Raw genomic sequence first — 25,624 nt, 5'->3', positions numbered from 1 at the left:
ATGTTCGGAACCTATCTGCGGCGCGAATTGCTCAATCGCCGGAAGCAGACCATCATCATCGCGATCGGCATGGCCCTCGCGATCGCCCTCGTCATCATCGTGAACGCCGTCTCCGCCGGTGTGAAGCAGGCGCAGGAGAGCGTGCTGCAGTCCGTCTACGGCGTCGGAACGGACATCACCGTCAGCCAGCCGGCCACGGCCCAGGGCGCCAATGCGCTGCAGGATGCGGGAGGCCGGCCGCGCTTCGACTTCGGCGCGGACGCGGGGACGGACACGGGCACCGCCCGCCAGGTGAACACCTCCCGGCTGGAGACCACGCGCGGCGCCACGGTGATGGATGCGTCCACGCTCGCGACCGTGCGCAAGGTCGACCACGTCGCCTCCGCCGCCGCGGTGCTGTCGCTCACCAACACCAGCTTCAGCGGAACGCTGCCGAACTTCCAGCAGCTGCGGCAGGAGCGGGAGAGTGGCCAGGCCGTCGCACCGACGGCCCCGCCGACGGGCGGTTCGGACGGTGCGGGCGGCAGCTCGTTCACCGTGGACTCGTTCTCCGTGCTCGGTCTCGACCCCAAGGGCACGTCCGTCGGCCCGCTCGCCTCGGTGACCCTCACCGGCGGTCGCAGCTTCACCGCGGCAGACGCCGGCACGGATGTCGTGGTGCTCGACGCGAGCTACGCCAAGACGGCGAGCAAGACCGTCGGCGACACGGTCACCATCGGCGGCACCGGATTCAGCGTCGTCGGCATCGTCGCGGCCACCGGCTCGGACGCCACCACCGCCGCGAACGCCTACATCCCGTTGGATGTGGCGCAGAAACTCTCCGGGCAGACCGGCAAGATCTCGTCCGTCTACGTGAAGGCCGCGTCCGCCGGCGACATCGGCGAGCTCAAGACCGACCTCACGAAGGCGGTCTCGGGCGCCACCGTCAGCACGCAGGCCGACCTCGCCTCGACCGTGTCCGGCTCGCTGGGCAGCGCGGGCGAGCTGGTCGGCAACCTCGGCACCTGGCTCTCGGTCATCGTTCTCGCGGCCGCATTCCTCATCGCCATCCTCTTCACCATCTCCGGCGTCACCCGTCGCACCCGCGAGTTCGGCACCCTGAAGGCGATCGGCTGGTCGAACCGCCGCATCGTCGGCCAGGTCGCCGGCGAGTCGGTGGTGCAGGGGGTCATCGGCGGTGTCATCGGCGTCGCGATCGGGCTCCTCGGCGTGCTCGTCGTGAACCTGATCTCCCCACCCTGACCGGCAGCATCAGCCACGGCTTCGGCACCGCGGCCGCGCGGGGAACGGGAGGCGCCGGCGCGTCCGGCACGGCGGCGACGGGCGCCCCGGGCGTCGGCGGCGGCTTCGCCGGCGGCGGGGCGTTCGGCGCCGCGCGGGAGGCGGCGACCAGCTCCGCGAACATCGCCCTCCACGCACCGGTGACCCTGTGGATCATCGTCGGAGCCGTCGCTCTCGCCGTCCTCGGCGGTCTGCTCGCCGGAGCCATCGGCGGCTGGCGCGCCTCGCGCCTGCGTCCTGCCGCCGCCCTGCGATCCGTCGCCTGAACCCGCCCCACCCACCACAAGGAGTCACCGTGTACACCCTCACCGACGTCACCAAGACGTACAGCCCGTCGAAGCGCCAGGTCGTCGCGCTGGACGATGTCACGCTGGAGATCCCCGACGGCCAGCTGGTCGCCATCCAGGGTCCGACCGGCGGCGGCAAGTCGACCCTCCTGCAGATGCTGGGCGCGCTCGACCGGCCGACCTCCGGATCCGTCCAGCTCGGCACGGACAGCCTGTCGAAGCAGCGGGATGCGAAGCTCGCGAAGATCCGGGCGAAGGAGATCGGCTTCGTCTTCCAGGGCTTCAACCTCATCCCGACGCTGACCGCCCAGGAGAACGTGGAGACGGCGCTCGCCCCGCTCGGCGTGAGCGCCGCCGAGCGCAAGCTGCGCGCGGCGGAGGCGCTTGCGTCGGTCGGACTCGCGGACCGCGGCAGCCACCTGCCGTCGGAGCTCTCCGGCGGGCAGCAGCAGCGCGTCGCGATCGCCCGCGCGCTGGTGAAGGACCCGGAGGTGCTGCTGGCGGACGAGCCGACCGGCAACCTGGATGAGGAGACCCGCGACGAGATCATGGACCTGCTGGAGGGCCTCTGGCGCGACCGCGGACTCACCGTCGTGATCGTCACGCACGACACCGCGGTCGCCAAGCGCGCGCAGCGCCGGCTGCACATCAAGCACGGCCGGGTGAACGAGGTCGCGTAGCCGCTAAGGGACGGGCACGACGACCATCCCGAGCGCCTCGGCCAGCACCACGGCCTGCCGCTCGTCGATGACCGTCCCGCGCAGCACGACCCCCGCGGGGTCGACGCCGGTGAGGTCGCTGCCGGCGAGGGTCGCGCCGCTCAGGTCGGCGCCGTCGAGCACCGCCGCGCTGAGATCGCATCCGGCGAAGGTCGCCTCCTGGCAGCGCGCCTGCGCGAGGTCCGCCTCGCGCAGGCGCACACCCGCGAAGGACGCGCCGCGCAGCTCGGCCCGCAGAAGGGACGCGAACGACCAGTTGCCGCCCTCCACTTTCAGCAGCGCGAACTCGCACCCCTGGAAGGTGCTGCCGGTCAGCTTGCAGCGACGGAAGGAGGCGTCGAAGAAGTTGCAGAACTCGAACCGGCAGTTCACGAAGGCCGAGTCGGCGTGCTCGCTCACGTTGAACCGCACCTTGCGGAAGACGCAGTCGGTGAAGGTGGCGCCGGAGCTGCGCAGCTCGGTCATGTCGACGTCCTCGAAGACCACGCCGCTGTACTCGACGCCGTCGAGCTCGCCGCCGTACCAGTCCTCGCCCCTGATGGTCTGCACTGCGTCCGTCACGAGGCGAGCCTAGTGTCGGTGGCCCGGAGTAGCATCCCGTCTCGAAAGGGGGAACGATGACGACTCTCGAAGGCCGACCGGCCACAGCCCTGCTGGTGATCGACGTGCAGAACGGGGTGGTGGATGGCGCCCATCGCCGCGACGAGGTCGTGGCCAACGTGTCGGAGCTCGTTGACCGCGCCCGCGCCGCCGACGTGCCGGTCGTGTGGATCCAGCACTCCGACGCTGAGAACCTGCCGATCGGCAGCGACGGCTGGCAGTTCGTCGCGGAGCTGGCCCGCGACGACTCCGAGGCCCTGGTGCACAAGACCTACGCGGACTCGTTCGAGGACACCACACTGGAGGCGGTGCTCGCCGAGGCGGCGGTCGGGCGGCTCGTGGTCGCCGGGGCGCAGACCGACGAGTGCATCCGGTCGACCATCCACGGCGGCCTGGTCCGCGGCTACGACGTGACCCTGGTCGGCGACGCGCACACGACGGAGGACCTCAGCGAGTGGGGCGCCCCGACGCCCGACCTCGTGGTTGCGCACACGAACCTGTACTGGGCGAACCATCGGGCACCCGGGCGGACGGCCGAGGTCGTCGACACGGCGGACGTCAGCTTCGGCTGAGCCCGTCCGGTCGGCCCCGCCGCCGGCCGGCTCGCGCCCGATACGCTCGAAGCATGGCCCACGACCTCGCGCACTTCCTCGGCGACGTCGGGCCGCTGCTGTTCTACCTGGCGGTCTGGGGGCTGGTCTTCGCCGGCACGGGGTTGTTCGTCGGCGTCTTCATCCCGTTCATCACGGGCGACTCGCTGCTGTTCGCCGCCGGCATCCTGACGGGGACGCATCCGGAGCTGTCCATCTGGGCGCTCGCGATCGGCGTCGGCATCGCCGCCGTGCTCGGCGACCAGGTCGGCTTCTGGCTGGGGCGGAGGCTGGGCCGCCCGTACCTGGCGAAGCGCGGCGGCCGCTGGGTGCAGGCGGGAATCCGCCGCGCGGAGCGGTTCTACCAGCTGTTCGGCTGGTGGTCCGTGGTGATCAGCCGCTACATCCCCTGGGGCCGCGTCTTCATCCCGCCCATCGCGGGCATCGGCGCGATGCGGTACTGGCGCTTCCTCACCGCGAACATCGTCGGCGCCCTGAGCTGGGGCGTGCTCATCACGGTCATCGGCTACTTCGCCGCCGTCAACCCGAGCGTGCGGCCGGTGGCCTACATCGTGGCCGGTGTCGTCATCCTCGCGTCCATCGTCGGGGGTGTGCGAGCCTGGGTGCTGGACCGGCGGGCCCGGCGCGCAGCGGCGGAGCCGTCGGAGTCGTCGCAGTCGTCGGAGTCGTCGCAGGCTGGCGCCTGAGCGCGCGATGCCGTTAGCTGGAGACGGCCAGGAAGGATCCCCATGCCCGCGAGCCCCGCATCCCTTCGCACCTCCGTCGTCCAGTTCGAGGCGTCGCCCTCGGACAAGGACGGCAACCTGAGCACCGTCCGCCGCCTGGCGACTCATGCGGTCGCGGACGGGAGCCGCCTCGTCGTCTTCCCGGAGATGTGCCTGCTCGGCTATTGGCATCTCACCAAGAAGACCGCCGACCAGTTGCATGCCCTCGCCGAACCGGCCGACGGACCGCTCGTGACCGCGCTCTCCGCTCTCGCGCGCGAACTCGGCGCCGGGATCGGGGCCGGGTTCCTGGAGGCCGACGGCGACCGGCTGTTCAACTCCTACGCCGTGTGCCTTCCGGACGGCGCGGTGCACATCCATCGCAAGCTGCACGCGTTCGAGCACGAGGCGATCTCGAGCGGCGACCGCTTCACCGTCTTCGACACCCCGTGGGGCGTGCGCATGGCCGTGCTCATCTGCTGGGACAACAACCTCGTCGAGAACGTCCGCGCCGTCGCGCTCGACGGCGCGACCGTGCTCCTCGCGCCGCACCAGACCGGCGGGACGAACTCCCGCAGCCCGCACGGGATGCGGGTGATCCCCTCGGAGCTGTGGCACAACCGCCACGAGGACCCCCAGGCGCTCGACGACGCAGTGAACGGTCCCTCGGGCCGGGGCTGGCTGATGCGCTGGCTGCCGTCGCGCGCCCACGACAACGGCATCTTCGTGCTCTTCGCCAACGGCATCGGACCGGACGACGACGAGATCCGCACCGGCAACGCGATGATCCTCGACCCATACGGCCGCATCGTCGCTGAGACCCCGGTCGCGGACGAGGCCGTGGTCACCGCCGACCTCGACTTCGAGCTGCTGCCCCTGGCGACCGGCCGACGGTGGATGCTCGGCCGGCGCCCGGAGCTCTACGGCATCCTCACCCGGCGCTCCGGCCTGGAGCGGGACGCCCGCGCGGCCCGCCACTCGACCGAACCGGTCCCGCTGGACTTCCGCGTGGACCCGTCCGGCGAGTGACCGCCGGCCGGCTCAGTCCTGGTTGCTGAACGCCGCGTCGAAGGAGGCGGTCGGCCGCTTCCAGAGCAGCGAGCGGATGTAGCCCACGGCCTCCTTCGCGCCGTGCAGGCGGTCCATGCCCGCGTCCTCCCACTCGATCGAGATCGGGCCGGCGTAGCCGATCGACTCGAGCGCGCGGAAGGCGTCCTCCCACGGCACGTCGCCGTGGCCGGTCGAGACGAAGTCCCAGCCCCGGCGCGGGTCGCCCCAGGGCAGGTGCGAGCCGAGCACGCCGGCGCGGCCGTTCTTCGGGCGCAGGCGCGTGTCCTTGCAGTCCACGTGGTAGATGCGGTCCTGGAAGTCGACGATGAAGCCGACCGGATCGATGTCCTGCCACATCATGTGCGACGGGTCCCAGTTGAAGCCGAACGCCGGGCGGTGGTCGATCGCCTCGAGGGTGCGGACGCTGGTCCAGTAGTCGTACGCGATCTCCGACGGGTGAACCTCATGCGCGAACCGCACGCCCTCGTCGTCGAACACGTCGAGGATGGGGTTCCAGCGGTCGGCGAAGTCCTGGTAGCCGGCGTCCATGACGGACGCGGGCACCGGCGGGAATTGCGCCACGTACGGCCAGATGCTCGACCCGGTGAAGCCGACGACGGTGTCCACACCGAGCCTGCGGGCGACCTTCGCGGTGAGCTTCAGCTCCTCGGCGGCGCGCCGGCGCACGCCCTCCGGGTCGCCGTCGCCCCACACCTTCGACCCGACGATCGCCTGGTGGCGGAAGTCGATGGGGTCGTCGCAGACCGCCTGGCCCTTGAGGTGGTTGGAGATCGCCCACACCTTCAGGCCGTACCGGTCGAGGATGTCGAGGCGCCCCTGCAGGTACGCGTCGTCCTCCGCCGCGCGCCAGACGTCGAGGTGCTCGCCCGAGCAGGCGATCTCGAGGCCGTCGTAGCCCCACTCGGAGGCGTACTTCGCCACCTCCTCGAGCGTGAGGTCGGCCCACTGGCCGGTGAACAGGGTGACCGGGTGCGTGCGACCCGACTCTTCGTCCGTCATTCTTCCGTTCCCATCTCGATCCAGGTGCCCGACTCGGCCGAGTCGATCACCGCGTCCGTGATCCGCACGGCGCGCAGGCCGTCCGCGAAGCGGGGCAGTCCGTCGGGGCTCTCCCCGCGACCGCCGCGTAGCTGTCGGCGACGAACGCGTTGAACGCGTCCTGGTAGCCCTGTGGATGGCCGGAGGGCACCACGCAGAGGCGGGCGGCGTCCTCGCTGAGCTGATCGGCGTCGCGCGGCACGACCGTGGTGCCCCTGCGGCGGCCGATCCACAGCGTCTCCGGCTGTTCCTGGTCGAAGGCGACGCTCTCCTCGCTTCCGGCGATCTCGAGCCACAGCCGGTTCTTGCGGCCGGGCGCGACCTGCGAGACGAGAAGGGTGCCGAGGGCGCCGGAGCGCGTCTCGACCACGACCGCGACGGCATCCTCTGTGGTGATCGCCGAGTGGGAGGCCCGCTCGGCGAACACCGTGCGCTTGGTGGCGGAGACGCGGCTGACCCGGTCGCCGCTCACGAACTCCACGAGGTCCACCAGGTGCGAGCCGATGTCGGCGAAGGCGCGCGAGCGGCCGCCCTGGTGCGCATCCACGCGCCAGTTGTCGTCGCCGGCGCCGAGCAGCCAGTCCTGCAGGTAGGAGGCGTTGATGCTGAGGACGCGGCCCGCCGCACCCGATGCGAAGCGCGAGCGCGCCTCGCGCACGAGCGGGTGGAAGCGGTACACGAACGGCACGGTCGCCGTGCGGCCCTCCGCCGCGGCCACCAGGGCCTCGGCGTCGGCCACCGTCGTCGCGAGCGGCTTCTCGCACACGACGTCCTTGCCTGCGGCCAGCACGGCGGCCGCCTGCTCGGCGTGCAGCGCGTTCGGCGTGGTGACGTGCACGACGTCGATCGTGTCGTCGGCGAGCACCTCGTCCAGCGAGCCGTAGGCGTGCGCGATGCCGAGGCGCTCCGCCGCGGCCGCCGACCGGTCCGGCGTCGACGAGACGATCCCGGCGAGGTCGGCCCGTGCGGCACGAGCCGCACGGGAGTGGACCTCGGCCATGAAGCCGCCGCCGACGATGGCGACGCGGAGGCGGGCGCCCGCGGCGCTCCCTCGCGCCGGATCAGTCCGCCGCTGGTCGCGGCGGCGCTGTCGTTCGCATCCGTCATGTCGTCGGCCTCACGCCAGAGTCGCCGCGCGCGGGTCCCAGTCCTCCGGCAGTGCCGGGGCCACGTCCACCGTGCTCTCGACCTCGACCGGCGTCCGCGACTCCCCCGCCTCGATCGTCGAGACCATGACGTCGAGCACGTGGTACGCCTGCTCGCCGGAGGCACGCTCCGGCACGCCGGCGCGGATCGCCCGGGCCAGCTCGACGACGCCGATGCCGCGGGTGTCGGTGGTGCCGGTCGACGGCAGCGTCTGGATGCCGTCCGCGCCGTGCACGAGCAGCTCGCCCTCGAAGGTGTTCGGGTCGGGCACGACGACCGTCCCCTCCACACCCGCGACCTCGAACTGGGTGCGGCCGAGCTTCGAGTCGAAGCTGAACACGGCCTGAGCCGTCTGTCCGCTCTCGAACTCGTAGAGCGCGCTGACGTGCGTCGGAACGGTGACCGAGAACTCCTCGCCGGCACGGGGTCCGGAGCCGATCACACGGCTCTCCCGGGCCTTGGACGCGCTGGCGCTGACCCGGGCGACCGGCCCGAAGAGCTGCACGAGCGCGGTCAGGTAGTACGGGCCGATGTCGAACAGCGGGCCCGCGCCCTCCTGGAAGAGGAAGTCGGGGTTGGGGTGCCACGACTCGGGGCCGGGGCTCTGCATGAGGGTCAGCGCGGTGAGCGGCGCGCCGATGTCGCCGTTCTCGATGAGCCGGCGCGCCGACTGGATGCCGGAACCGAGGAATGTGTCGGGTGCGGTCGCGACCCGGAGGCCCTTGGCGTGGGCCGCCTCCAGCAGTTCGCGGCCGCTGGCGCGGTCGAGCGAGAAGGGCTTCTCGCTCCACACGTTCTTGCCCGCGGCGAGCGCCTGCAGCGCCACCTCCACGTGGACCTTCGGAATGGTCAGGTTGACCACGATCTCGATCGCGTCGTCTGCGAGCAGCTCCTCGACCGAGCCGGAGCCGGGCACACCGTACTTCTCGGCCTGCGCCTTGGCGCGCTCCAGGTCGATGTCGGCGACGAAGCGCACGTCGAGGTCGGGGAACCGGGTGAGGTTCTCGAGGTACTGATTGCTGATGACGCCGGCGCCGATGACGCCGACTCCGACCGGCCCGCCGCTCATGCGAGGCCCTTGGAGGTCAGGAACGCGAAGCTGTCGGCGACGGCCTGGAAGCGGTCGCCGCGCGAGTCGTCGAGCTCGATGACGCGCAGCGCATCCGGGGCGGCGGCGATGATCCGCTCGATCGGGAGGGAGCCCTGACCGACCGCGACCTGGTCCTTGTTCTCGTGCGTGCCGGGGCCGTCCTTGACGTGCAGCGCCACGACGCGGTCGCCGAGCTTCGGCAGGAAGGTCACCGGGTCGGCGCCGCCGACGGCCACCCAGTAGGTGTCGACCTCGAGCACGACCTCGGGGGCGAGCTTGCCGGCGAGGAACTCCAGGGCGGTGACGCCCTCGATGGTGCTGGAGATCTCGTGATCGTGGTTGTGGTACCCGACCCGGATGCCGTGGCGGGCGGCGACCTCCGCGGCAGCGTTGAGCTGCTCGGCGGTCTGAGCCACGTCCTCGGCCGTCTGCCACTTCTCGGGGGCGACGAACGGGTCGATCACGGTCTGGATGCCGAGCTCCTTCGCGGCGCCGAAGACCTCGTCGAGGTCGCCGCCGAGGAAGCTCTGGTGGGTGGTGGGGGCCGAGAGGCCGGCCTCGCCGAGGCCCTGGCGCAGCGCCTTACCGAAGCTGAGGAACGCGAAGGGCTCGACCTGGGTGAACCCGATGTCGGCGATCCGCTTCAGGGTTCCGACCGTGTCTTCGGTCAGGAGTTCGCGGACCGTGTACAGCTGCACGGAGACTTTGGACGTCGACACTGTTCTCCTCGTCGAGCTCATGGATGGGACGCCGGATGGCGTGCGTCCATTCAACCGACCCTTTTGTCGGATGTCAATCAAAAGTCGACCGGTTCGGACACACCTTTGGGCGTCCTGCGAACACTGTGGTTCAATACCGTCATGACCGACAGCGCGCGAGACTCGGTGCTCGTCGCCGCAGACGCCGCGGAGCTGCTGGCGATCCTGCGCGACGGCATCCCGCGCACCCGCGCGCAGCTCGCCGAGGTGACGGGGCTGGCGCGTTCGACGATCGCCACCCGCATCGACGCCCTCACGGCGGCCCGGCTCGTCGTTCCGGCGGGAGACGACGTCTCCTCCGGCGGTCGTCCCCCGGCCCGGCTGCGGTTCAACCCCGGCTCGCGCGTCGTCGTCGCGATCGACCTCGGGGCGACCCACGGTGTCGTCGCGCTCGCCGATCTCGCCGGCGACATCACAGCGAGCGAATCGCGCCGCCTCGACATCGCCGACGGCCCCGTACCCATCCTCGATTGGGCCCTCGAGGCCGCCTCCGCGCTCTACGCCGCCTCCGGCCGTGCGCCAGAGGAGCTGATCGGCGTCGGCGTCGGCGTCCCCGGGCCGGTCGAGCACTCCACCGGGCTGCCCGTCAACCCGCCGATCATGCCCGGCTGGGACCGCTTCGACATCCCCGCCTACATCCGCCGCGTCTTCGACGTGCCCGTGCTGGTCGACAACGACGTCAATCTGCTCGCCCTGGGCGAGAGGGCCCTCATGTGGCCGGACGAGACGGACCTCCTCTTCATCAAGGTCGCCACCGGCGTCGGCGCCGGCATCATCAGCGGGGGCAGCCTGCAGCGCGGCGCCCTCGGCTCGGCCGGTGACCTCGGGCACGTGCGCGTGCCGTTCGGCACCGACACCCCGAGCCACGGGGAGCAGGATGCGGACCTCGAGTCCCTCGTCAGCGGCCCCGCGATCGCCCGGGCGCTGTCGCAGGCCGGGCTCGCCGCCGAGACCAGCGACGACGTGGTGGAGCTCGCGCGCAGCGGCAATCCGGTCGTGCAGAACGCGATCCGGCAGGCCGGACGCGACCTCGGGGCGGTCGTCGCGACCTGCGTCAACCTCCTCAACCCGTCGACGATCGTCGTCGGCGGCAGCCTCTCCCGCGTCGGCGAGCAGCTCCTCGCCGGGATGCGCGAGGTCGTCTACCAGCGGTCGACCCCGCTCGCGACGCAGCACCTCACCATCACCCAGTCGCGCTCCGGCGAGACCGGCGGCGTGATCGGCGCGGCCATCATGGTCGTCCAGCGGGCCCTCGACCCGCACAGCGGGAGTCCTCGCTCGCTCTTCCGCTGACACCCCCGGCGGCGAGCCGCCTCCCCATCCTGAACATCCTCGAATCGATTCGAACAACCGAAAGGAGTGCCGTGAGCACCACCACCGCATCCCCCGGCCGTCCCCTCCGCGCCGGTGTCGTCGGCCTCGGCTGGGCCGGCCAGCAGCACATGGCCGCCTACGACGCCCTCCCCGGCGTCGAGCTGGTCGCCATCGCCGGCATGGAGGACGGCCCGCGCGCCGAACTCGGCGAGCAGTACGGCCTGACGCGCCTGCACCGCGACTGGAAGGACCTCGTGGCGGAGGGCGACCTGGATGTCGTCAGTGTGGCCGTCCCGACCTTCCTCCACGCGCCGATCGCCGTCGGCGCGCTGGACGCCGGCATCCACGTGCTGAGCGAGAAGCCGATCGCCCGCACCGCCGCGGAGGCCCAGACGATGGTGGATGCGGCCCACCGCTCCGGCCGCGTGCTCGAGGTGGCGTTCAACCACCGCCGCCGCGGGGACATCGAGGCGCTCAAGGCCGCCATCGACGGCGGCCAGATCGGGCGGCCGTACCATGCGCGCGCCATCTGGCTGCGCCGCGCCGGCATCCCCGCCCTCGGCTCGTGGTTCACCAACCGCGAGATGGCGGGGGCGGCCCGCTCATCGACATCGGCGTGCACGTGCTCGACTACGCGCTGCACCTCTTCGGCGAGCCGCGCGTGACGGCCGTCTCGGCGGTCACCCACTCCGAGCTCGGCGTGCGCGGTCGCGGCGGCGCGACGGCCTCGAAGCAGCACGTCGGCTCCGCCTACGAGGTGGAAGACCTCGCCAGCCTCCTGCTGCGGCTCGACGGCGGCGGCTCGATCGTCATCGAGACCAGCTGGGCGGCCTACCGCCCGGCCGGCGACGAGTTCGGCATCACCCTCTACGGCACCGAGGGCGGCGCCGACCTGCGCGTCGTCGACTACGCCCCCTCGGGCGAGCTGACCATCTTCACCGGTGAGGGCGAGCAGAGCGAGGACATCTCCGTCACCGCCGACCCGGGCCGCGGCCACGTCGCCGTCGTCGAGACGTTCCTCGAGCACGTCGCCGACCAGGCGAACTGGGCGAACTGGGACGGCTCGCTCGCCCTCGACCGCGCCCGCATCATCGACGCCGCCTACGAGTCCGCCCGCATCGGCGCCGAGGTGCGGCTCACCGCATCCACCCCGGAAACCGCATCCATCCCGGAAGGAGCATGACCATGACCCTGCGCGTCACCGTCTGGAACGAGGGCGTCCACGAGGCGACCCAGCCCGAGATCGCCGCGATCTACCCGCACGGCATCCACGGCGCCATCGCGGAAGGGCTGCGCGAGCTGCTCGGCGACGAGGTCGCCGTGCGCACCGCCACCCTCGACGACCCGGAGCACGGTCTCAGCGAGCAGGCGCTCGACGAGACCGACGTGCTGCTCTGGTGGGGCCACATCGCCCACGACCGCGTCTCGGACGAGGTCGTGGAGCGCGTCCGCCGGCACGTGCTCGGCGGGATGGGGCTCATCGTGCTGCACTCGGGGCACTTCTCGAAGATCTTCATCCGGATGCTCGGCACCACCTGCTCGCTCCGCTGGCGCAACCCGCAGGGCGGCGAGCGCGAGCTGGTCTGGAACGTGAACCCGACGCATCCCATCTCAGCGGGCGTCGACCAGCCGATCGTGATCGAGGCGCAGGAGATGTACGGGGAGTTCTTCGACATCCCGACGCCCGACGATCTGGTCTTCATCAGCTCGTTCACCGGCGGCGAGGTGTTCCGTTCCGGCGTGACCTTCACCCGCGGGCGCGGCAAGATCTTCTACTTCAGCCCGGGCGACCAGGAGTACCCGGTGTACTTCCATCCGCAGGTCCGGCGCGTGCTGGCGAACGGCGTCCGCTGGGCGGCGCCCGTGGCCGGTGCGCGCCAGGCGCCCGAGGTGTCCAACCCGCAGCCGGTCTGACCGGCCGCAGAACCAGGAGGCGAGACCCGTGACCGACCCCTTCGCCGCGCTCCCCGAGCCACGCCATCCCGACCCCGCCGACGCGCCCGTGCTGCGCTGGGGCGTGCTCGGCCCGGGCGGGATCGCCGCCGACTTCGTCGACGCGCTCCACCGTCACACGCGCCAGCGCGTGGTTGCCGCCGGATCGCGCTCGGCCGACCGGGCGGCGGCCTTCGCCGCAGCGCACGGCGTGGAGCGCTCGCACGAGTCGTACGAGGCGCTGGTGGCGGACCCCGAGGTGGATGTCGTGTACATCGCGACGCCGCACAGCGGGCACCTGGAGCACTCCCTCCTCGCGATCGCTGCGGGCAAGCACGTCCTCATCGAGAAGCCGATGGCGGTGACCGCCGACCAGGCGCGACGGATCGCCGCCGCTGCCCGCGACGCGGGCGTGTTCGCGATGGAGGCGATGTGGACGCGCTACCTGCCGCAGACGGACATCGTGCGCCAGCTGCTGGAGCGGGGCGCCCTGGGCGATGTCCGCGTCGTCACGGCCGACTTCGGCGGTCGGGTGCCGTTCGACCCGGCGAGCCGGCTGTGGGATCCCGCGCTCGCGGGCGGGGCGCTGCTCGACCTCGGCGTCTACGCCGTCTCGTGGGCGTCGTTCGCGCTCGGCGCCCCGGCCGGCATCATCGCCACGGGCAGCCTCGCCTCGACCGGCGTCGACGAACAGGCCGCCCTGCTGCTCTCCTCCGCCGACGGCGCCCAAGCTCTGCTGAGCACGAGCCTGCTCGCCGGAACGCCGTCCCTCGCGACCATCAACGGCACGGAGGGCCGCGTCGAGACGGACAGCCCGTTCTGGGGCCCGAGCGGGCTGCGGGTGTTCCGCGCCGACGGCACGCTCGCGGCGCACTGGCGCGACCCGTACGGCCGCCCGCACCGTGACGGCATGGCGTACGAGGCCGCCGCCCTCGCGCGCTACATCGGCGAGGGACGGACCGAGTCGCCCGTGCATCCGCTCTCGGAGGCCGTCGAGACGCTCGCGACCATCGACGAGGCACGGAGGCAACTCGGGGCGACCCGCGTGGAGTGACGGCGAGCGTCGGTCCGACGCGGCACAATGGACAGGTGCTCGACTCCGCTTACTCCCGTTCGGCCGAACTGTACCGGCCCGGAGTGCTCGCGGATCTGAGCCCGGCGCGCCCCGCGCCCGTGCCCGTCGTTCCGGCCGTCCCCGGGCAGTCGGGCCACCTGGCGCGTGTCGTCGCACGCTCCAGCGACCGCGTCGGCTGGCTGCGCGCCCGCAGTCGCGGCATCACGGCGACGGATGTCGCCAAGCTGTCCACGCCGCGGTCCGTCCGTGCGGCGGTCTACGACAAGCTGCACGGCACGGGATTCAGCGGCAACGTCTTCACGCAGCACGGCCGCTCGCGCGAGCCGGAGATCGCGGCCTGGGTCGCGGCCACGCACGGGATCGAGCCCTCCGACCTCCTGTTCCACGCCGAGCGCGACCGGCGGCATCTGGCGACGCCGGACGGTCTCGTCCTCCGCTCGGGCGGGCGCCTCGAGCTCGCCGAGATCAAGACCACGAACAAGCCGTTCCGCAGCATCCCCCGCCAGTACCTGCGCCAGATCTGGTGGCAGCAGTATGTGCTGGGCGCCGAGCGCACGCTCTTCGTCTGGGAGCAGCACGACGGCTTCGTGCCCATGCGCGACGAGCCCGAGTGCCGCTGGGTCGACCGCGACGAGGCCGAGATCGCCAAGCTGGTGACGCTCGCCGCCGACCTCATCGAGCTGCTGCGTCAGGCGACCTCGGTGGCCGCTCCGGCGACCGCCGCGACCACGCCCTCCTCGGCCGCGGCCTCCGAGACGGCCACGGGGATGCGGGTCAGCGCCACCGCGTAGACGGCGATCCAGGCGACGGCCACCGTCGTCCCGACCAGCTCGAGCCAGGCGCCGACATCCGCCCCCACGCGCACGATCGCGAGCAGTCCCCCGACGATGGTGATCGCGGCGACCGCGCCGCAGCTCATCCGCGACAGGCGCGAGATGCGCGGCAGGCCGCGGCTGAACCCGACCTGCAGCATCGCGACGCACGCAGCGGCGAAGCCGAGGACCGCCGACACCGTGTGGATGAGGTCCTGCGGGGTCGACTTCGGGTCGATCAGCGGCACCGGGCAGTACGCCGAGCAGGTCACCTGCGAGGCGAGCACGAAGCAGAGCGCGGCGAAGCCGAGGCTCACGGCGGGCGACCATCGGGCCAGCAGGGGCGCCGACGCGCGCACGTGCCCGCTGGCCAGCGCGATCGTGAAGCCGCCCGCCGCGATGAGCAGCAGCGCCACAGCGAACGGGCCGGCCGTCGCCGCGCCGCGCGCGCCCAGCTCGCTCACGTAGACGGGGTACGGCACGGTCAGGCGCGCCGCCCAGATGACGACGAGCCCGCCGAGCACGCACAGCGTGCCGATCGCCAGCAGCACCGGCACGGCGCGCTGCCAGCCGCGCGCGAACACCGGGATCACGAAGGGCTCGCGGGCGATCCGCAGCAGTCGTCGCACCTGTCGCTCCTCGGGTCGTCCCGCCGTCGTGCCCCCGCGGGTCGGGGTGGTTCCGGGTCGCAGCATCCTAACCGGCGCGGCGCTGGGAACGACCTGGGGGTATCCGAAACAGATTGTTCACATGTGGTGACCCGACCGTAACACCGGTGACGCACGGGCAGGATTGACTGAAAGTAGAACGACCGACGAGGGGACGACGAATGCCGAAGACGATGCGCGCCGCGCTCCTGGACGCCGCGGGCGCGCCCGACGCCCTGCGCCTCGGCGAGGCGCCGTACCCGGACAAGGTCAACGCGGAGTTCCTCGTCAAAGTGGTGGCTTCGAGCGTCAACCCGATCGACGCGAAGACGCGCGCCGGCCGCGGGCTGTTCGGCGCCATCCACTCGTTCCCCGCGGTGCTCGGCCACGACTTCAGCGGGGTCGTGGTGGAGTCGCCGTACAGCGGGCACCCCATCCGCCCCGGCGACGAGGTGTTCGGGATGGTGATGGTGCCGCGCTTCACCGGGACCTATGCGGAGTACGTCTCCGTCTCCGCCCTCAGCGTCGTGCGCAAGCCCGCGACGCTGTCGCACATCGAGGCGGCCGCCGCCCCGCTCGCCGCGCTCACCGCCTGGGGCATGGTCGTCGAGGTGGCGAAGGCGCACGAGGGGCAGCGGATGCTGATCCACGCCGGGAGCGGCGGCGTCGGCCACTTCGCGGTGCAGTTCGCGTCGTACTTCGGCGCGCACGTGATCGCGACGGCGTCCGGCTCGAAGGCCTCGTGGCTCCGGTCGCTGGGAGCCGCCGAGGTCATCGACTACACGACCACCCGCTTCGAGGACGTGGTGCACGACGCCGACGTCGTCATCGACCTCGTCGGGAACGTCCACGACGACACCGGCACGCGCTCCCTCGGCGTGCTGCGCCCCGGCGGACTGATCGTGAACGCTCCGACGGGCAGCTGGCCGGGCTTCGCGGAGGACGTCGCCGCAGCGGGGCTCCGCGGGACCGGCTACAAGGTGGCGCCGGACGGCAACACGCTGGCCGTGATCGCGCGGCTGCTGGAGGCCGGAAACGTCCGCGTCCACGTCGACGAGATCTTCCCGCTCGACCGGATCGCCGAGGCGCACGCCGCCATCGAGCGCGGGCACACGCGGGGCAAGATCGTGGTGAAGGTCGCCGAGGGCTAGAGCGCCCGCTCCATCACCCAGTCGTCCTCGTAACGGTCGCCGACGAGGAACCGCTTGACGCCGACGCGCTCGAAGCCGTGCTTGCCGTAGAACCGCTGAGCGCGGGCGTTCTCCTGGTTGACGCCCAGCCACATCCCCTCGGCGCCCGCTTCTGCGGCGAGCACCTGGCTCTCGGCCATCAGCCGCCCGGCGACGCCCGCGCCGTGATGACCGGGCAGCACGTAGCACTTGCTGAGCTCGGCGGTCGGGCGGATGCGGATGCTGCCGCGCACATCCTCGTCGGCCGGCTCGCCCAGCACGATCATGGTGTAGCCGATCGGTAAGCCGTCGGAGTCCTCGGCCAGCAGCAGCCTGCGGGAGCCGTCGGCGAGGTACTCGGCGAACCGCTCCTCCGACAGCACGGAGGCGATGAAGGCGGCCTTGGCCTCGTCGGTGGTGTGCGGCGGGCAGGCGAGCGGAAACGTCGCGGCGGCGACGGCGGCCAGGCCGGTCTCGTCACCGGCGGCGGCCGGTCGGATGGTCACGGTCACCCTCCCAGCCTAGCCAGCCGCGCAGAGCGGACCGGCCGCCCCGAGGGAGACGACCGGTCCGGATGCGGTGCGGCCCGAGGCCGTCCCGCTGGGGGCGCCCCAGTGTCAGTGGCGCCCCTGTGCCACCCAGCTGAGCAGGTCGAAGGAGACGCCGCCGAGACCCGTGACGTCGTCGTAGCCCTTCGCCGTCTTCAGCGAGGTGTCCTGGTCGAGCGTCACCAGGTAGGTGTTCCCGCTGATCCTGCTGGTGTAGACGAGAGCCTGCGGCGGGTTCTGCGGCATCACGTCGCGGAACGCGTTCGGCAGGATGCGCTTCACGCCGTACAGGGTCGGGTTGGCGAACCCGATCGTGCTGCGCGTCGCCTGCTGCACGATGGCGATCTGCGCCGCCACGATCGGCGAGGCCAGCGACGTCCCGCCGTAGGTCTCGTTGATGTAGTCACCGGTCGCGAGCGTCGTGTCGTCCACGATGGGCCGGATCCCGATGGAGAAGCCGGTGTACGGGTCGGCGAGAGCCGCCACGTCGGGCGAGACGCGCTTGCCCTGGGCGAGAGCGGCCGGCACGATGCCGCGCTGGTAGTCCGGCTGCGCGAAGACGGCGCTCACGCCGCCGCCGGCGCCGCCGACGAACCGGGTGCCCGGAAGGGGCACCGCGTAGCTCAGCGTGCCGTCCGCGTTCTTGACGATCTGGTCGAACTGGTCGCCCCAGCCCGTCTCCCAGGCGAGCTTGCCGTTCTTGTCGATGCCGGTGCTGGTTCCGCCGACCGAGGTGACCCACGGCGAGGACGCCGGGAAGTCCGGCGACGCGTAGCCGAGGTTGGCGACCTCGTCGCCGTTGTCACCGCTCGAGAAGTACAGGCCGATCCCCTCGCCCGCCGCCTGCAGCTGCAGGTTCACCTCGCCCTGGATCACGTCGGCGGGGACCGCCTCCCCCACATTGCCGTAGCTGTTGCTGACGATGTTCGCAAGCTTGTTGTCGAGGATCTTCGACATGGCGATGTCCAGACCGCCGGAGCAGTCGGTGCCGCCGACGTAGAGGATGCGCGCACCCGGTGCGACGGCGTGCACGGACTCGACGTCGAGCGTCTGCTCGCCCTGCCATCCGCTGGGCTGCTGGCACAGCTCCTGGTCGGTGAACTGGCTCGGCGGCGGCACCAGCTGCTGGTAGCTGGAGTTCGTCAGCCCGGGCTCGCCGTTCTGCTGCGAGTAGGTGTTGACGTCCTTCAGGATGCTCGGGCTGGCGTAGGCGTCGATGATCGCGACGGTCTGGCCCGTGCCGTTGACGCCCTTCGCCGCGAGGCCGTCCAGGCCGTAGGCGCTGCGCAGCTGCTGCGGGGTGTAGCCGCAGTTGTTCGTGCTGTACTGCGTCTGACCGCTGTAGGCCGCGGGCACCGTCGCGGTGTGCTCGCCGATGTAGTGCGAGCAGGGTGCGTCGACGACCGGGGCGGCCGCGGCCAGCTTGCGCGACACCTGCGGGTCGCCGCTGGCGCCCAGGTCGCCCTGCTTGATGGAGTCGGGCTTGGTCGTGGTGCGCGACTGCTCCAGGCTGATCGCCGAGACCTTGGGCGCGATGGATGCCGGGACGGACGGCGCCGAGGCCGGAGCGATGAGCTTCTTGCCCTCGTGCGTGAACGAGTGCAGCGAGGTGCCGAAGACGGAGCCGAGCTGCTCGGCGGTTCCGCGGAAGACGACGTACTGGCGGCTGTCCGGAACACCCTGGATGGTGAGGCCGGCGGCCGTGATGAAGTTCACCACCGAGTCGAAGTCGGGCTTCGTCGGCGAGAAGCGATTGATCCACTGCTGCGGCGACAGCGCCTTGCGGTACCCACGGTCGAGCGGATTGGAGACGGCCTTCGCGAGCGCCTCCGCACCCTTCTGGTCGCGCAGCGGCAGGTAGATCTCGCCCTGCACCGTCGCTGCGGCGGGCGCCGCTCCTGCGTCGTTGGCCGATGTCGCCCAGGCCGGCACGGAGCCGGCGTACGGGACCCGGTCGGCAGCGCCGGCGGCGGATGCCCCCGCCAACGACAAAGCCACCACGGCGGACGTGGTGGCGATGATCCCGAGCGCCCTCTTGTGGAGGGATCGAGTGGTACGAGGTGCCATGGATGTCATCCTTCGGTTCGGACCGGCTCGGCTTCGAGCCGCCGCGCGACGCGCGACAGGAGCGACCCTAGACCGGGTAGTCCTCCCTCCACAAGATGGGGTAGACAAGTCCGTCGAAATCGTTGTGTCCCGTAAAGCACCTCTCGGCCGGAAACGCCGACGGGGTCGGGACCGAAGACCGGCCCCGACCCCGTCGGGATGTTCGTCGAACGAACTCAGATGGCGTTGACATCCAGCGGGATGCCCGGGCCGAACGTGGTCGACACGGCGCCCTTCTGGATGTAACGGCCCTTCGCGGCGGACGGCTTGAGACGCACGACCTCCTCGAGGGCGGTCTTGATGTTCTCGTTCAGCTGGTCGGCGGTGAAGCCGGCCTTGCCGACGACGAAGTGCACGTTGGCGTGCTTGTCGACGCGGAACTCGATCTTTCCGCCCTTGATGTCGGAGACGGCCTTGGCCACATCCGGGGTGACGGTGCCGGTCTTCGGGTTGGGCATGAGGCCGCGCGGGCCGAGCACCTTGCCGAGGCGGCCGACCTGGCCCATGAGCTCCGGGGTGGAGACGGCCGAGTCGAAGTCGGTGTAACCGCCGGCGACCTTCTCGATCAGGTCGGCGCCGCCGACCTCGTCCGCACCCGCCGCGATGGCCGCCTCGGCCGCGGGGCCGGTGGCGAACACGATGACGCGGGCGGTCTTGCCCGTACCGTGAGGAAGAATGACGGTACCGCGGACCATCTGGTCCGCCTTGCGCGGGTCGACGCCGAGCTTCAGCGCGACCTCGACGGTCGAGTTGAACTTGGCGGAGCCGGTCTCCTTCGCCAGGGCGACGGCCTCGGCGGGGGTGTAGAACTTTCCGGCCTCGATCTTCTCGGCCGCGGCCCGGTAGGCCTTGGACTTCTGTGCCATGTGATTTCTCCTAACGAGAATGTGGTGCGAGCCTGGCCGGCTCTTCCACGTATGTCTTGAGGGGGCCGGGCTTACGCCTCGACCGTGATGCCCATCGAACGGGCGGTGCCTGCGATGATCTTCGACGCCGCGTCGATGTCGTTGGCGTTGAGGTCGACCATCTTCTGCTCCGCGATCTGGCGCACCTGCTCCTGGGTCAGCTTGCCGACCTTGGTGGTGTGCGGGACGCCGGAGCCCTTGGGGACGCCGGCAGCCTTCTTGATCAGCTCGGCCGCGGGCGGGGTCTTCAGGACGAACGTGAACGAGCGGTCCTCGTACACGGTGATCTCGACCGGGATGACGTTGCCGCGCTGCGACTCGGTGGCCGCGTTGTAGGCCTTGCAGAACTCCATGATGTTCACGCCGTGCTGACCCAGGGCCGGGCCGATGGGCGGGGCCGGGTTGGCGGCGCCGGCGTTGATCTGAAGCTTGATCAGACCGGTGACCTTCTTCTTCGGTGCCATGTCTCTTCCTTCTTTGTGTATTCGAGCGGGTCAGGCCGGAGCCCGCGTCGCTCTCCCGGTTTCTCGGCCCTTCCGAGACCCGGTGTTCTGTAAAACAGGGGGAGGCTCTGGATGTTCCCTAGAGCTTCGTGACCTGGTCGAAGCTGAGCTCGACCGGTGTCTCGCGCTCGAAGAGCGAGACGAGCACGGTGAGCTTGCCGCTCTCCGGCTTGATCTCGCTGATCGAACCCGGCAGGCCCGCGAACGAGCCCTCCTTGATGGTGATGGTCTCGCCGATCTCGAAGTCGACCTCGGCCGGGATGACGCGCGCGGCGGCCTTCTGGCCCTTCGCGCCGCCCTTGGCCGGAGCGGCCTCGACCTGCACGAGGCTCTTCAGCATCGAGAAGGCCTCCTCGAAACGCAGCGGCGTGGGGTTGTGCGCGTTGCCCACGAACCCGGTGACGCCCGGCGTGTGGCGGACGACCGACCAGCTGTCCTCGTTGAGGTCCATGCGCACGAGCACGTAGCCCGGGATGCGCACGCGGTTGACCATCTTGCGCTGGCCGTTCTTGATCTCGACCACGTCCTCCATGGGGACCTGGACCTCGTAGATGTAGTCCTCCATGTTCATCGAGACCATGCGGTTCTCGATGTTGGACTTCACGCGGCGCTCGAAGCCCGCGTAGGAGTGGATGACGTACCACTTGCCGAGCTTGGAGCGCAGCTCGGTGCGGAAGGCCTCGTAGGGGTCGGCGACGGCCTCCTCCTCCTCGTCCTCGACGGCGAGCTGGGCGGCCGCAGCCTCCTCCTCGTCGTCCACTTCGAGGGCCTCGTCCACGGCGCGGTCGGCCTCGGGGTCCACCGCCTCCGCCATCGCGTCCAGCACGGCGTCGAGATCGATCTCGGTGCCGTCGTCGGCGACGACGTGCAGCGCTTCGTGCTCGGCCGCGTCGGACGCCTCGTCCTCGCTGGCGAGGACGTTGCCGGTCTGCGCCTCGTCGTCTTCGGAGGACTGCTCCGCAGCCGGAGCCCAGTCCACGTCGTCGCGATTCGTCTCAGACACTGAATTCATTCCATTTCTTGTCGGGAGGGCCGTTCCGGGAGATCCGGTGCGGCCCGGTCGACGTCGTCTATTTGGGGTTACCGAACACCCAGACGACACCCATGCCGAACACCCAGTCAAGGAGTGACACGAGAGCCATCATGATCACCACGAACACGAGCACGACGCCGGTGTAGCTGAAGAGCTCCTTGCGCGTGGGCGTGACGACCTTCTTGAGCTCGCCGATGACCTGCCGGATGAACAGGGCGATCCGCGCGAAGGGTTGCGCCGTTCGGCGCGTTCCTTCTTCGCGTTGGCGACGATCTCCTCGCTCGGCTCGTCGATTACCTTTCGGGCCACCTCGTTACACCTTTCGTGGATCGGCACCTGGATGCCGACTTGCAGGGCGGACAGGAATCGAACCTGCAACCTGCGGTTTTGGAGACCGCTGCTCTGCCAATTGAGCTACCGCCCTAGGAAAGCGAATCGCCGAACCTCACGTCGCCATCATTCAGCTACAAAAAAGGGCGCAGAAAAGCTTGGCAGATTCAACCACCGCGTCAAGTGTACGTGACGCCGCCGCTCCCCGCAAAGCGGTCGGCTCAGAGCAGCTTCCGCTCCAGCGCCCACGCCGTCAGCTCGTGCCGCGACGACAGCTGCAGCTTGCGCAGGACCGCCGAGACGTGCGTCTCCACGGTCTTGATCGAGATGAACAACTCGGCCGCGACCTCCTTGTAAGCGTACCCGCGCGCGATCAGCCGCATCACCTCCCGCTCACGGGCGGAGAGCCGGTCGAGCTCGTCGGTGGACTCCGCCTGCTCGCCGGAGGCGGCGCCGAACGCATCGAGGACGAATCCGGCCAGTTTGGGCGAGAACACGGCGTCCCCGCCGGCCACGGCGAGCACCGCGTCGCTCACCTGGCGGCCGGAGCTGCCCTTCGTCAGATAGCCCCGGGCGCCGGCGCGGATGACCCCGACCACGTCTTCTGCGGCGTCCGACACGCTCAGGGCGAGGAACCGCGTCCCCGTCGCCTCGGCGGCCACCCGGCGGATGACCTCGGCCCCGCCGCCGCCGGCGCCGCCCGGCAGGTGCACGTCGAGCAGCACCACCTCGGGGCGGGTGGCGAGGATGATCGCGACCGCCGCATCCACGTCGGCCGCCTCACCCACCACCTCCAGCCGCTCGTCGAGGTCGGCGCGCAGGCCGGACCGGAAGATGGAGTGGTCGTCGACCACCACGACGGTCACGGTGCGGGCGTCGTCGGTCGGTTCGGTCATGTCGTCTGGCTCCGGCTCGTGTCGTTCGTGTGGTTCAGGTCGTCGGGGGCGTCTCGCCCGGCAGGTCGATGCTCAGGTGCACCTCGGTCCCGCTCTCGCGCACGGCGACGGTCGCCCGTCCGCCCGCACGGCGCATCCGCCCGATGATGGACTCCCGCACGCCCAGCCGCCCCTCCGGGAGCGCGTCGACGTCGAATCCGGGACCGCGGTCGCGGACGAAGACATCCGCGCGGTCGGCGGTGTGCTCCACGTACACCGAGACCTCCCCGCCCGCGTGGCGGGCGGCGTTGAGCATCGCCTCGCGGGCGGCCGCCCCGAGCTCCGACGGCGCCCGCCGCACCGGGTCCCCGACCGAGACCACGTCGAAGTGGACGGCGTGGTCCACCTCGAGCGCCGCCGCGACCTCGCGGAGCTCGCCCGCGAGGTCCCGCTCCCCCTCGGCGCCGCCCACAGCGGCGTCGGCGTAGAGCCAGTCGCGCAGCTCGCGCTCCTGCGCCCGGGCGATCCGGCCGACCTCGCTCGACGCGCCGGCGCGGTTCTGGATCAGGGCCAGTGTCTGCAGCACCGAGTCGTGCAGGTGCGCCGCCATCTCGGCGCGCTGCTCCTCCTTGATGCGCGCCGTGCGCTCGGTGAGCAGCTCGCGCCACAGGCGCAGGCCCCACGGCGCGACCAGCACGCCCACCCCGGCCAGGGTGGCGAGGAGGATGCCGAGCCAGAGCAGGGCCGGGCCGCCCGCATCCTGAGTCCCCGCCAGCGCCAGCGCGACGATGACCAGGAAGGCCCCGCAGGAGAGCCGGAACGCCACCGGGGTGAGCGGTGCGAAGGCCACCGGCTCCTCGTCCGCCAGCTGCTCCCAGGCGACGGCCACCACCAGGAGCCCGGCCGAGGCGAGGAGGGCGCCGACGCCGGGGCCCACCGCTCCGCCCGCGGCGAGCACGATCGCCGCGATGCCGGCCGCGGCGCCGGCCCCCGCGAGCATCCAGGGCACGTTCACCCGGCGGCGGACGCCGTCGGCGGGGTCGTCGCCCGTGGGCGGCCGGAGCGGCGTCAAGGCCCACAGCCAGAGGTAGAGCACGAGGCCGCCGCCGCCGAGCAGCGACAGCCCGACGAACGCCCAGCGCACCGCGGCCAGCGGCCAACCCAGGTGCTCCGCGAGCGCCACCGACACGCCGCCCAGCACGCACGTGCGCGGCCGTGCGAGCGCCGGCCGCCCGGTACCCGGCCGGGGCTCGGCGGGGGCGGTGGAGGACATGCCAGCATCCAAGCAGACCCGGCACGGCGCCGCACCCGGGCGGCCGCAGGATCAGGGTCCGGTCAGGGGTTCACCGGATACCCCGGCGGCCCGGCCGACGCCAGGATGAGAGGCATGTCACAGAACGATTCCACGCCGCCGGTGGGCACACCCGGCAACCCGTACGGCGGCCCGCAGAGCGGATTCGCCGGGCGGGGCACCCGCTTCTTCGACTGGATGCGCGGCCTCGGCGTCGTCCGGGCCGACGGCTGGCTGGGCGGCGTGTGCGCCGGGATCGCCTACCGTCTCGGCATCGACCCGCTCATCGTGCGCGGGATCGTGGTCGTCGCGGCCATCCTCGGCGCACCGGTCCTGCTGCTGTACGCGGCGGCATGGGCGCTGCTCCCGGATCGCGACGGCCGCGTCCACCTGCAGGCCCTGTTCGAGGGCGACTTCGAGCCGCCGATCGTCGCGATCGGAGTCATGGCGCTACTGTCGCTGCTGCCGTGGACGAGCGGCCTCTGGTGGACGCACGGCGGCTTCTGGGATGTCTCCGCCTGGGGCGACGTGGTCGGCCGGGTCGTGTGGACGCTGGTGGTCGTAGGGGCCGTGGTGGCGCTGATCGTCGTCGCGGTGCGGAACGCCGACGCGCGTGCCGCGGCAGCGGGCGGCGCGGCACCGGGCGGCCCTGCACCGGGGGGCCCGGCACCGGGGGTGTGGCAGGCGACGGCGACGGATGCTGCGGCGGGTGCAGCCACGGACGCGCCGGCGGACGCTGCTCCGGCGTCCGGGCCCGGGTCCGGCGCTGCTTTCCCGGGTGCGGCCGAGGACGCCGCCGCAGACACCGCCGCGGACAGCGCGCCCATCGCGAGTGCGGCCGCAGACACCATCCGGCTGGACGTCGCCGCGGAGCCGGCACGGCCGCCCGCGCCTCCGCAGGGGGCGTCGACCGCCGAGGTGGCCGACTGGCAGCAGCGGCAGGCGGAGTGGCGTGCCGAGCACGCCGCGTGGAAGCAGCGGCTCGCCGCGGACATGCGCGTCGTCAAGGCACAACGCTCGGCCGAGTTGCGTTCGCAGGCCGCCGCCGCGAGCGCCGAGGCGGCGGCACGCCGTGAGGCGTACCGGGCTGCGAACCCTCGCGTGGGCGCCGCGATCGGCTGGCTGACCGTGGGTCTCGCGCTCGTCGCCGGGTCCCTGGCGGCCATCGTCTGGCCGCAACTGGGCGACGTCGCCCGCTTCACCACGGCGGCCGGCCTGGCCGCGGCGACCCTCGTCGTCGGTGTCGCCGTGCTCATCGCGGGGCTGGCCCGGCGGCGGAGCGGCTTCCTGATCTTCCTCGGGATCCTCCTCGCCGTGCTCACCGGCGCGGCCCTCTTCCTCGCGGGTGACGGCGTCGCCGGTATCCGTCTCACGGCTGAGGGCCTCCCGGCCTTCCTCCAGCACTGAGCGCCACCGGACAAGGACTCACGGACATGACCGATCACAACGCCACCGCGCCGTTCACCGCACCGCTTCCCACGAGCTCGCCGTCGCAGGCCCCGATCCGCTGGGGCGGGGTGGTCTGGGGCATCCTGCTCGCCCTGTTCGCCGCAGTCACCCTGTGGGTCGTCTCCTCGGCGGAGCGCGCCGACCAGGCCGGCCGCTGGCTGACCTCGCTGACGCCCGGGTCCGCGTGGGCCCTCGCCGCGGCGGTCGTCGGCCTCGTCATCGTCGTCTCCGCGCTGCTCGGCGGGATCCGCGCGTCCCAGCGGCGGCGCCTGCGGACGCGGGACTGATTCCGTCCACAGCCGGAGGGTCCTGGACGTTCTCCACCGATTT

24 protein-coding genes, 1 tRNA gene and 3 pseudogenes are annotated in these 25,624 nt (G+C 71.6%); 13 read left to right on the top strand and 15 right to left on the bottom strand.

Going from position 1 to position 25,624, the window contains the following annotated elements; all coding sequences use genetic code 11:
- Both ACQ86M_RS00665 and ACQ86M_RS00660 read left to right on the top strand, forming a co-directional pair.
- Positions 1 to 1,547: pseudogene (locus ACQ86M_RS00665) on the top strand (ABC transporter permease).
- 29 nt (positions 1,548 to 1,576) lie between these two features.
- Positions 1,577 to 2,248 carry an ABC transporter ATP-binding protein gene (locus ACQ86M_RS00660; RefSeq protein WP_431246687.1) on the top strand — a complete coding sequence of 224 codons (672 nt, stop codon included), beginning with the start codon at positions 1,577 to 1,579 and terminating at the stop codon, positions 2,246 to 2,248.
- A 3-nt stretch (positions 2,249 to 2,251) separates the two neighbouring features.
- Here the strand turns inward: ACQ86M_RS00660 and ACQ86M_RS00655 are convergent, their stop codons facing one another.
- Positions 2,252 to 2,848: a pentapeptide repeat-containing protein gene (locus ACQ86M_RS00655; protein WP_431246686.1), complete on the bottom strand. Its 597-nt coding sequence runs from the start codon at positions 2,846 to 2,848 to the stop codon at positions 2,252 to 2,254.
- Positions 2,849 to 2,904: 56 nt separating this feature from the next.
- Between ACQ86M_RS00655 and ACQ86M_RS00650 the strand changes: the two genes are divergently transcribed.
- The 3 genes from ACQ86M_RS00650 to ACQ86M_RS00640 are packed head-to-tail and all read left to right on the top strand — an operon-like array spanning position 2,905 to position 5,231.
- Positions 2,905 to 3,459, top strand: a complete 555-nt coding sequence (locus tag ACQ86M_RS00650; RefSeq protein ID WP_431220224.1) for an isochorismatase family protein — start codon at positions 2,905 to 2,907, stop codon at positions 3,457 to 3,459.
- 53 nt (positions 3,460 to 3,512) lie between these two features.
- The gene (locus ACQ86M_RS00645; RefSeq protein ID WP_431246685.1) at positions 3,513 to 4,184 is read left to right on the top strand and encodes a DedA family protein; all 672 of its coding nucleotides are present in this window, start codon (positions 3,513 to 3,515) and stop codon (positions 4,182 to 4,184) included.
- Between the two features lie 42 nt (positions 4,185 to 4,226).
- Positions 4,227 to 5,231 carry a nitrilase family protein gene (locus ACQ86M_RS00640; RefSeq protein ID WP_431246684.1) on the top strand — a complete coding sequence of 335 codons (1,005 nt, stop codon included), beginning with the start codon at positions 4,227 to 4,229 and terminating at the stop codon, positions 5,229 to 5,231.
- Positions 5,232 to 5,243: 12 nt separating this feature from the next.
- Here ACQ86M_RS00640 and ACQ86M_RS00635 read toward each other — a convergent pair whose 3' ends face one another.
- From ACQ86M_RS00635 to ACQ86M_RS00620, 4 genes are all read right to left on the bottom strand, one after another.
- Entirely contained in the window at positions 5,244 to 6,272 is a 1,029-nt protein-coding gene (locus ACQ86M_RS00635) for a sugar phosphate isomerase/epimerase family protein (RefSeq protein WP_431246683.1), read from the bottom strand.
- 46 nt (positions 6,273 to 6,318) lie between these two features.
- Positions 6,319 to 7,311, bottom strand: a complete 993-nt coding sequence (locus ACQ86M_RS00630) for a Gfo/Idh/MocA family protein (protein ID WP_431246682.1) — start codon at positions 7,309 to 7,311, stop codon at positions 6,319 to 6,321.
- A 117-nt stretch (positions 7,312 to 7,428) separates the two neighbouring features.
- The gene (locus ACQ86M_RS00625; protein ID WP_431246681.1) at positions 7,429 to 8,526 is read right to left on the bottom strand and encodes a Gfo/Idh/MocA family protein; all 1,098 of its coding nucleotides are present in this window, start codon (positions 8,524 to 8,526) and stop codon (positions 7,429 to 7,431) included.
- Entirely contained in the window at positions 8,523 to 9,245 is a 723-nt protein-coding gene (locus tag ACQ86M_RS00620) for a sugar phosphate isomerase/epimerase family protein (protein WP_431247924.1), read from the bottom strand. The genes ACQ86M_RS00625 and ACQ86M_RS00620 overlap by 4 nt, the downstream gene beginning before the upstream one ends.
- 162 nt (positions 9,246 to 9,407) lie before the next feature.
- Here ACQ86M_RS00620 and ACQ86M_RS00615 point away from each other — a divergent pair, with 162 nt between their 5' ends.
- From ACQ86M_RS00615 to ACQ86M_RS00595, 5 genes and pseudogenes are all read left to right on the top strand, one after another.
- Positions 9,408 to 10,598, top strand: a complete 1,191-nt coding sequence (locus ACQ86M_RS00615; RefSeq protein ID WP_431220219.1) for an ROK family protein — start codon at positions 9,408 to 9,410, stop codon at positions 10,596 to 10,598.
- Between the two features lie 71 nt (positions 10,599 to 10,669).
- A pseudogene (locus ACQ86M_RS00610) lies at positions 10,670 to 11,802 on the top strand (Gfo/Idh/MocA family protein).
- Entirely contained in the window at positions 11,799 to 12,533 is a 735-nt protein-coding gene (locus tag ACQ86M_RS00605; protein WP_431246680.1) for a ThuA domain-containing protein, read from the top strand. Before ACQ86M_RS00610 ends, ACQ86M_RS00605 begins: the two are co-directional and overlap by 4 nt.
- A gap of 28 nt (positions 12,534 to 12,561) precedes the next feature.
- A complete protein-coding gene (locus ACQ86M_RS00600) occupies positions 12,562 to 13,605 on the top strand; it encodes a Gfo/Idh/MocA family protein (RefSeq protein WP_431246679.1) in 1,044 nt (347 codons plus the stop codon).
- Entirely contained in the window at positions 13,602 to 14,417 is an 816-nt protein-coding gene (locus ACQ86M_RS00595) for a YqaJ viral recombinase family protein (protein WP_431246678.1), read from the top strand. The genes ACQ86M_RS00600 and ACQ86M_RS00595 overlap by 4 nt, the downstream gene beginning before the upstream one ends.
- On the opposite strand, the gene ACQ86M_RS00590 is transcribed toward ACQ86M_RS00595, so the two are convergent.
- Positions 14,315 to 15,067: a DUF998 domain-containing protein gene (locus ACQ86M_RS00590; RefSeq protein WP_431246677.1), complete on the bottom strand. Its 753-nt coding sequence runs from the start codon at positions 15,065 to 15,067 to the stop codon at positions 14,315 to 14,317. The genes ACQ86M_RS00595 and ACQ86M_RS00590 overlap by 103 nt on opposite strands.
- 200 nt (positions 15,068 to 15,267) lie before the next feature.
- On the opposite strand from ACQ86M_RS00590, the gene ACQ86M_RS00585 reads away from it, so the two are divergent.
- The gene (locus ACQ86M_RS00585; protein WP_431220213.1) at positions 15,268 to 16,236 is read left to right on the top strand and encodes an NADP-dependent oxidoreductase; all 969 of its coding nucleotides are present in this window, start codon (positions 15,268 to 15,270) and stop codon (positions 16,234 to 16,236) included.
- On the opposite strand, the gene ACQ86M_RS00580 is transcribed toward ACQ86M_RS00585, so the two are convergent.
- The 9 genes and pseudogenes from ACQ86M_RS00580 to ACQ86M_RS00540 form a co-directional block, all read right to left on the bottom strand.
- Positions 16,233 to 16,766, bottom strand: coding sequence for a GNAT family N-acetyltransferase (locus ACQ86M_RS00580; protein WP_431246676.1), 534 nt, complete (start codon positions 16,764 to 16,766; stop codon positions 16,233 to 16,235). The two genes, ACQ86M_RS00585 and ACQ86M_RS00580, sit on opposite strands and share 4 nt — an antisense overlap.
- Positions 16,767 to 16,871: 105 nt before the next feature.
- Positions 16,872 to 18,869 (bottom strand): S53 family peptidase, encoded by a 1,998-nt coding sequence (locus tag ACQ86M_RS00575; RefSeq protein ID WP_431246675.1) that lies wholly within the window; start codon positions 18,867 to 18,869, stop codon positions 16,872 to 16,874.
- Between the two features lie 215 nt (positions 18,870 to 19,084).
- Positions 19,085 to 19,774, bottom strand: a complete 690-nt coding sequence (gene rplA / locus ACQ86M_RS00570; RefSeq protein ID WP_431220210.1) for a 50S ribosomal protein L1 — start codon at positions 19,772 to 19,774, stop codon at positions 19,085 to 19,087.
- 71 nt (positions 19,775 to 19,845) lie between these two features.
- Positions 19,846 to 20,277: a 50S ribosomal protein L11 gene (gene rplK / locus ACQ86M_RS00565; RefSeq protein WP_175335715.1), complete on the bottom strand. Its 432-nt coding sequence runs from the start codon at positions 20,275 to 20,277 to the stop codon at positions 19,846 to 19,848.
- Between the two features lie 118 nt (positions 20,278 to 20,395).
- On the bottom strand, positions 20,396 to 21,319 hold the full coding sequence (nusG, locus tag ACQ86M_RS00560) for a transcription termination/antitermination protein NusG (protein ID WP_431220209.1): 924 nt from the start codon (positions 21,317 to 21,319) through the stop codon (positions 20,396 to 20,398).
- 67 nt (positions 21,320 to 21,386) lie between these two features.
- Positions 21,387 to 21,658: pseudogene (gene secE, locus ACQ86M_RS00555) on the bottom strand (preprotein translocase subunit SecE).
- A gap of 42 nt (positions 21,659 to 21,700) precedes the next feature.
- Positions 21,701 to 21,773, bottom strand: a tRNA-Trp gene (locus ACQ86M_RS00550).
- A 127-nt stretch (positions 21,774 to 21,900) separates the two neighbouring features.
- Entirely contained in the window at positions 21,901 to 22,575 is a 675-nt protein-coding gene (locus ACQ86M_RS00545) for a LuxR C-terminal-related transcriptional regulator (RefSeq protein WP_431246674.1), read from the bottom strand.
- A 34-nt stretch (positions 22,576 to 22,609) separates the two neighbouring features.
- Positions 22,610 to 23,827 carry a sensor histidine kinase gene (locus tag ACQ86M_RS00540; protein WP_431246673.1) on the bottom strand — a complete coding sequence of 406 codons (1,218 nt, stop codon included), beginning with the start codon at positions 23,825 to 23,827 and terminating at the stop codon, positions 22,610 to 22,612.
- 114 nt (positions 23,828 to 23,941) lie between these two features.
- Between ACQ86M_RS00540 and ACQ86M_RS00535 the strand changes: the two genes are divergently transcribed.
- Positions 23,942 to 25,252, top strand: a complete 1,311-nt coding sequence (locus ACQ86M_RS00535) for a PspC domain-containing protein (RefSeq protein ID WP_431246672.1) — start codon at positions 23,942 to 23,944, stop codon at positions 25,250 to 25,252.
- 26 nt (positions 25,253 to 25,278) lie between these two features.
- On the top strand, positions 25,279 to 25,581 hold the full coding sequence (locus ACQ86M_RS00530) for a hypothetical protein (RefSeq protein ID WP_431246671.1): 303 nt from the start codon (positions 25,279 to 25,281) through the stop codon (positions 25,579 to 25,581).
- The last annotated feature ends 43 nt before the right edge of the window (positions 25,582 to 25,624 follow it).

This window comes from Leifsonia xyli subsp. cynodontis, assembly GCF_050632205.1.
Classification (GTDB): domain Bacteria; phylum Actinomycetota; class Actinomycetes; order Actinomycetales; family Microbacteriaceae; genus Leifsonia; species Leifsonia xyli_D.
Note: the sequence above shows the minus strand (reverse complement) of the source record. Positions and strands in the feature narration are given on the sequence as shown.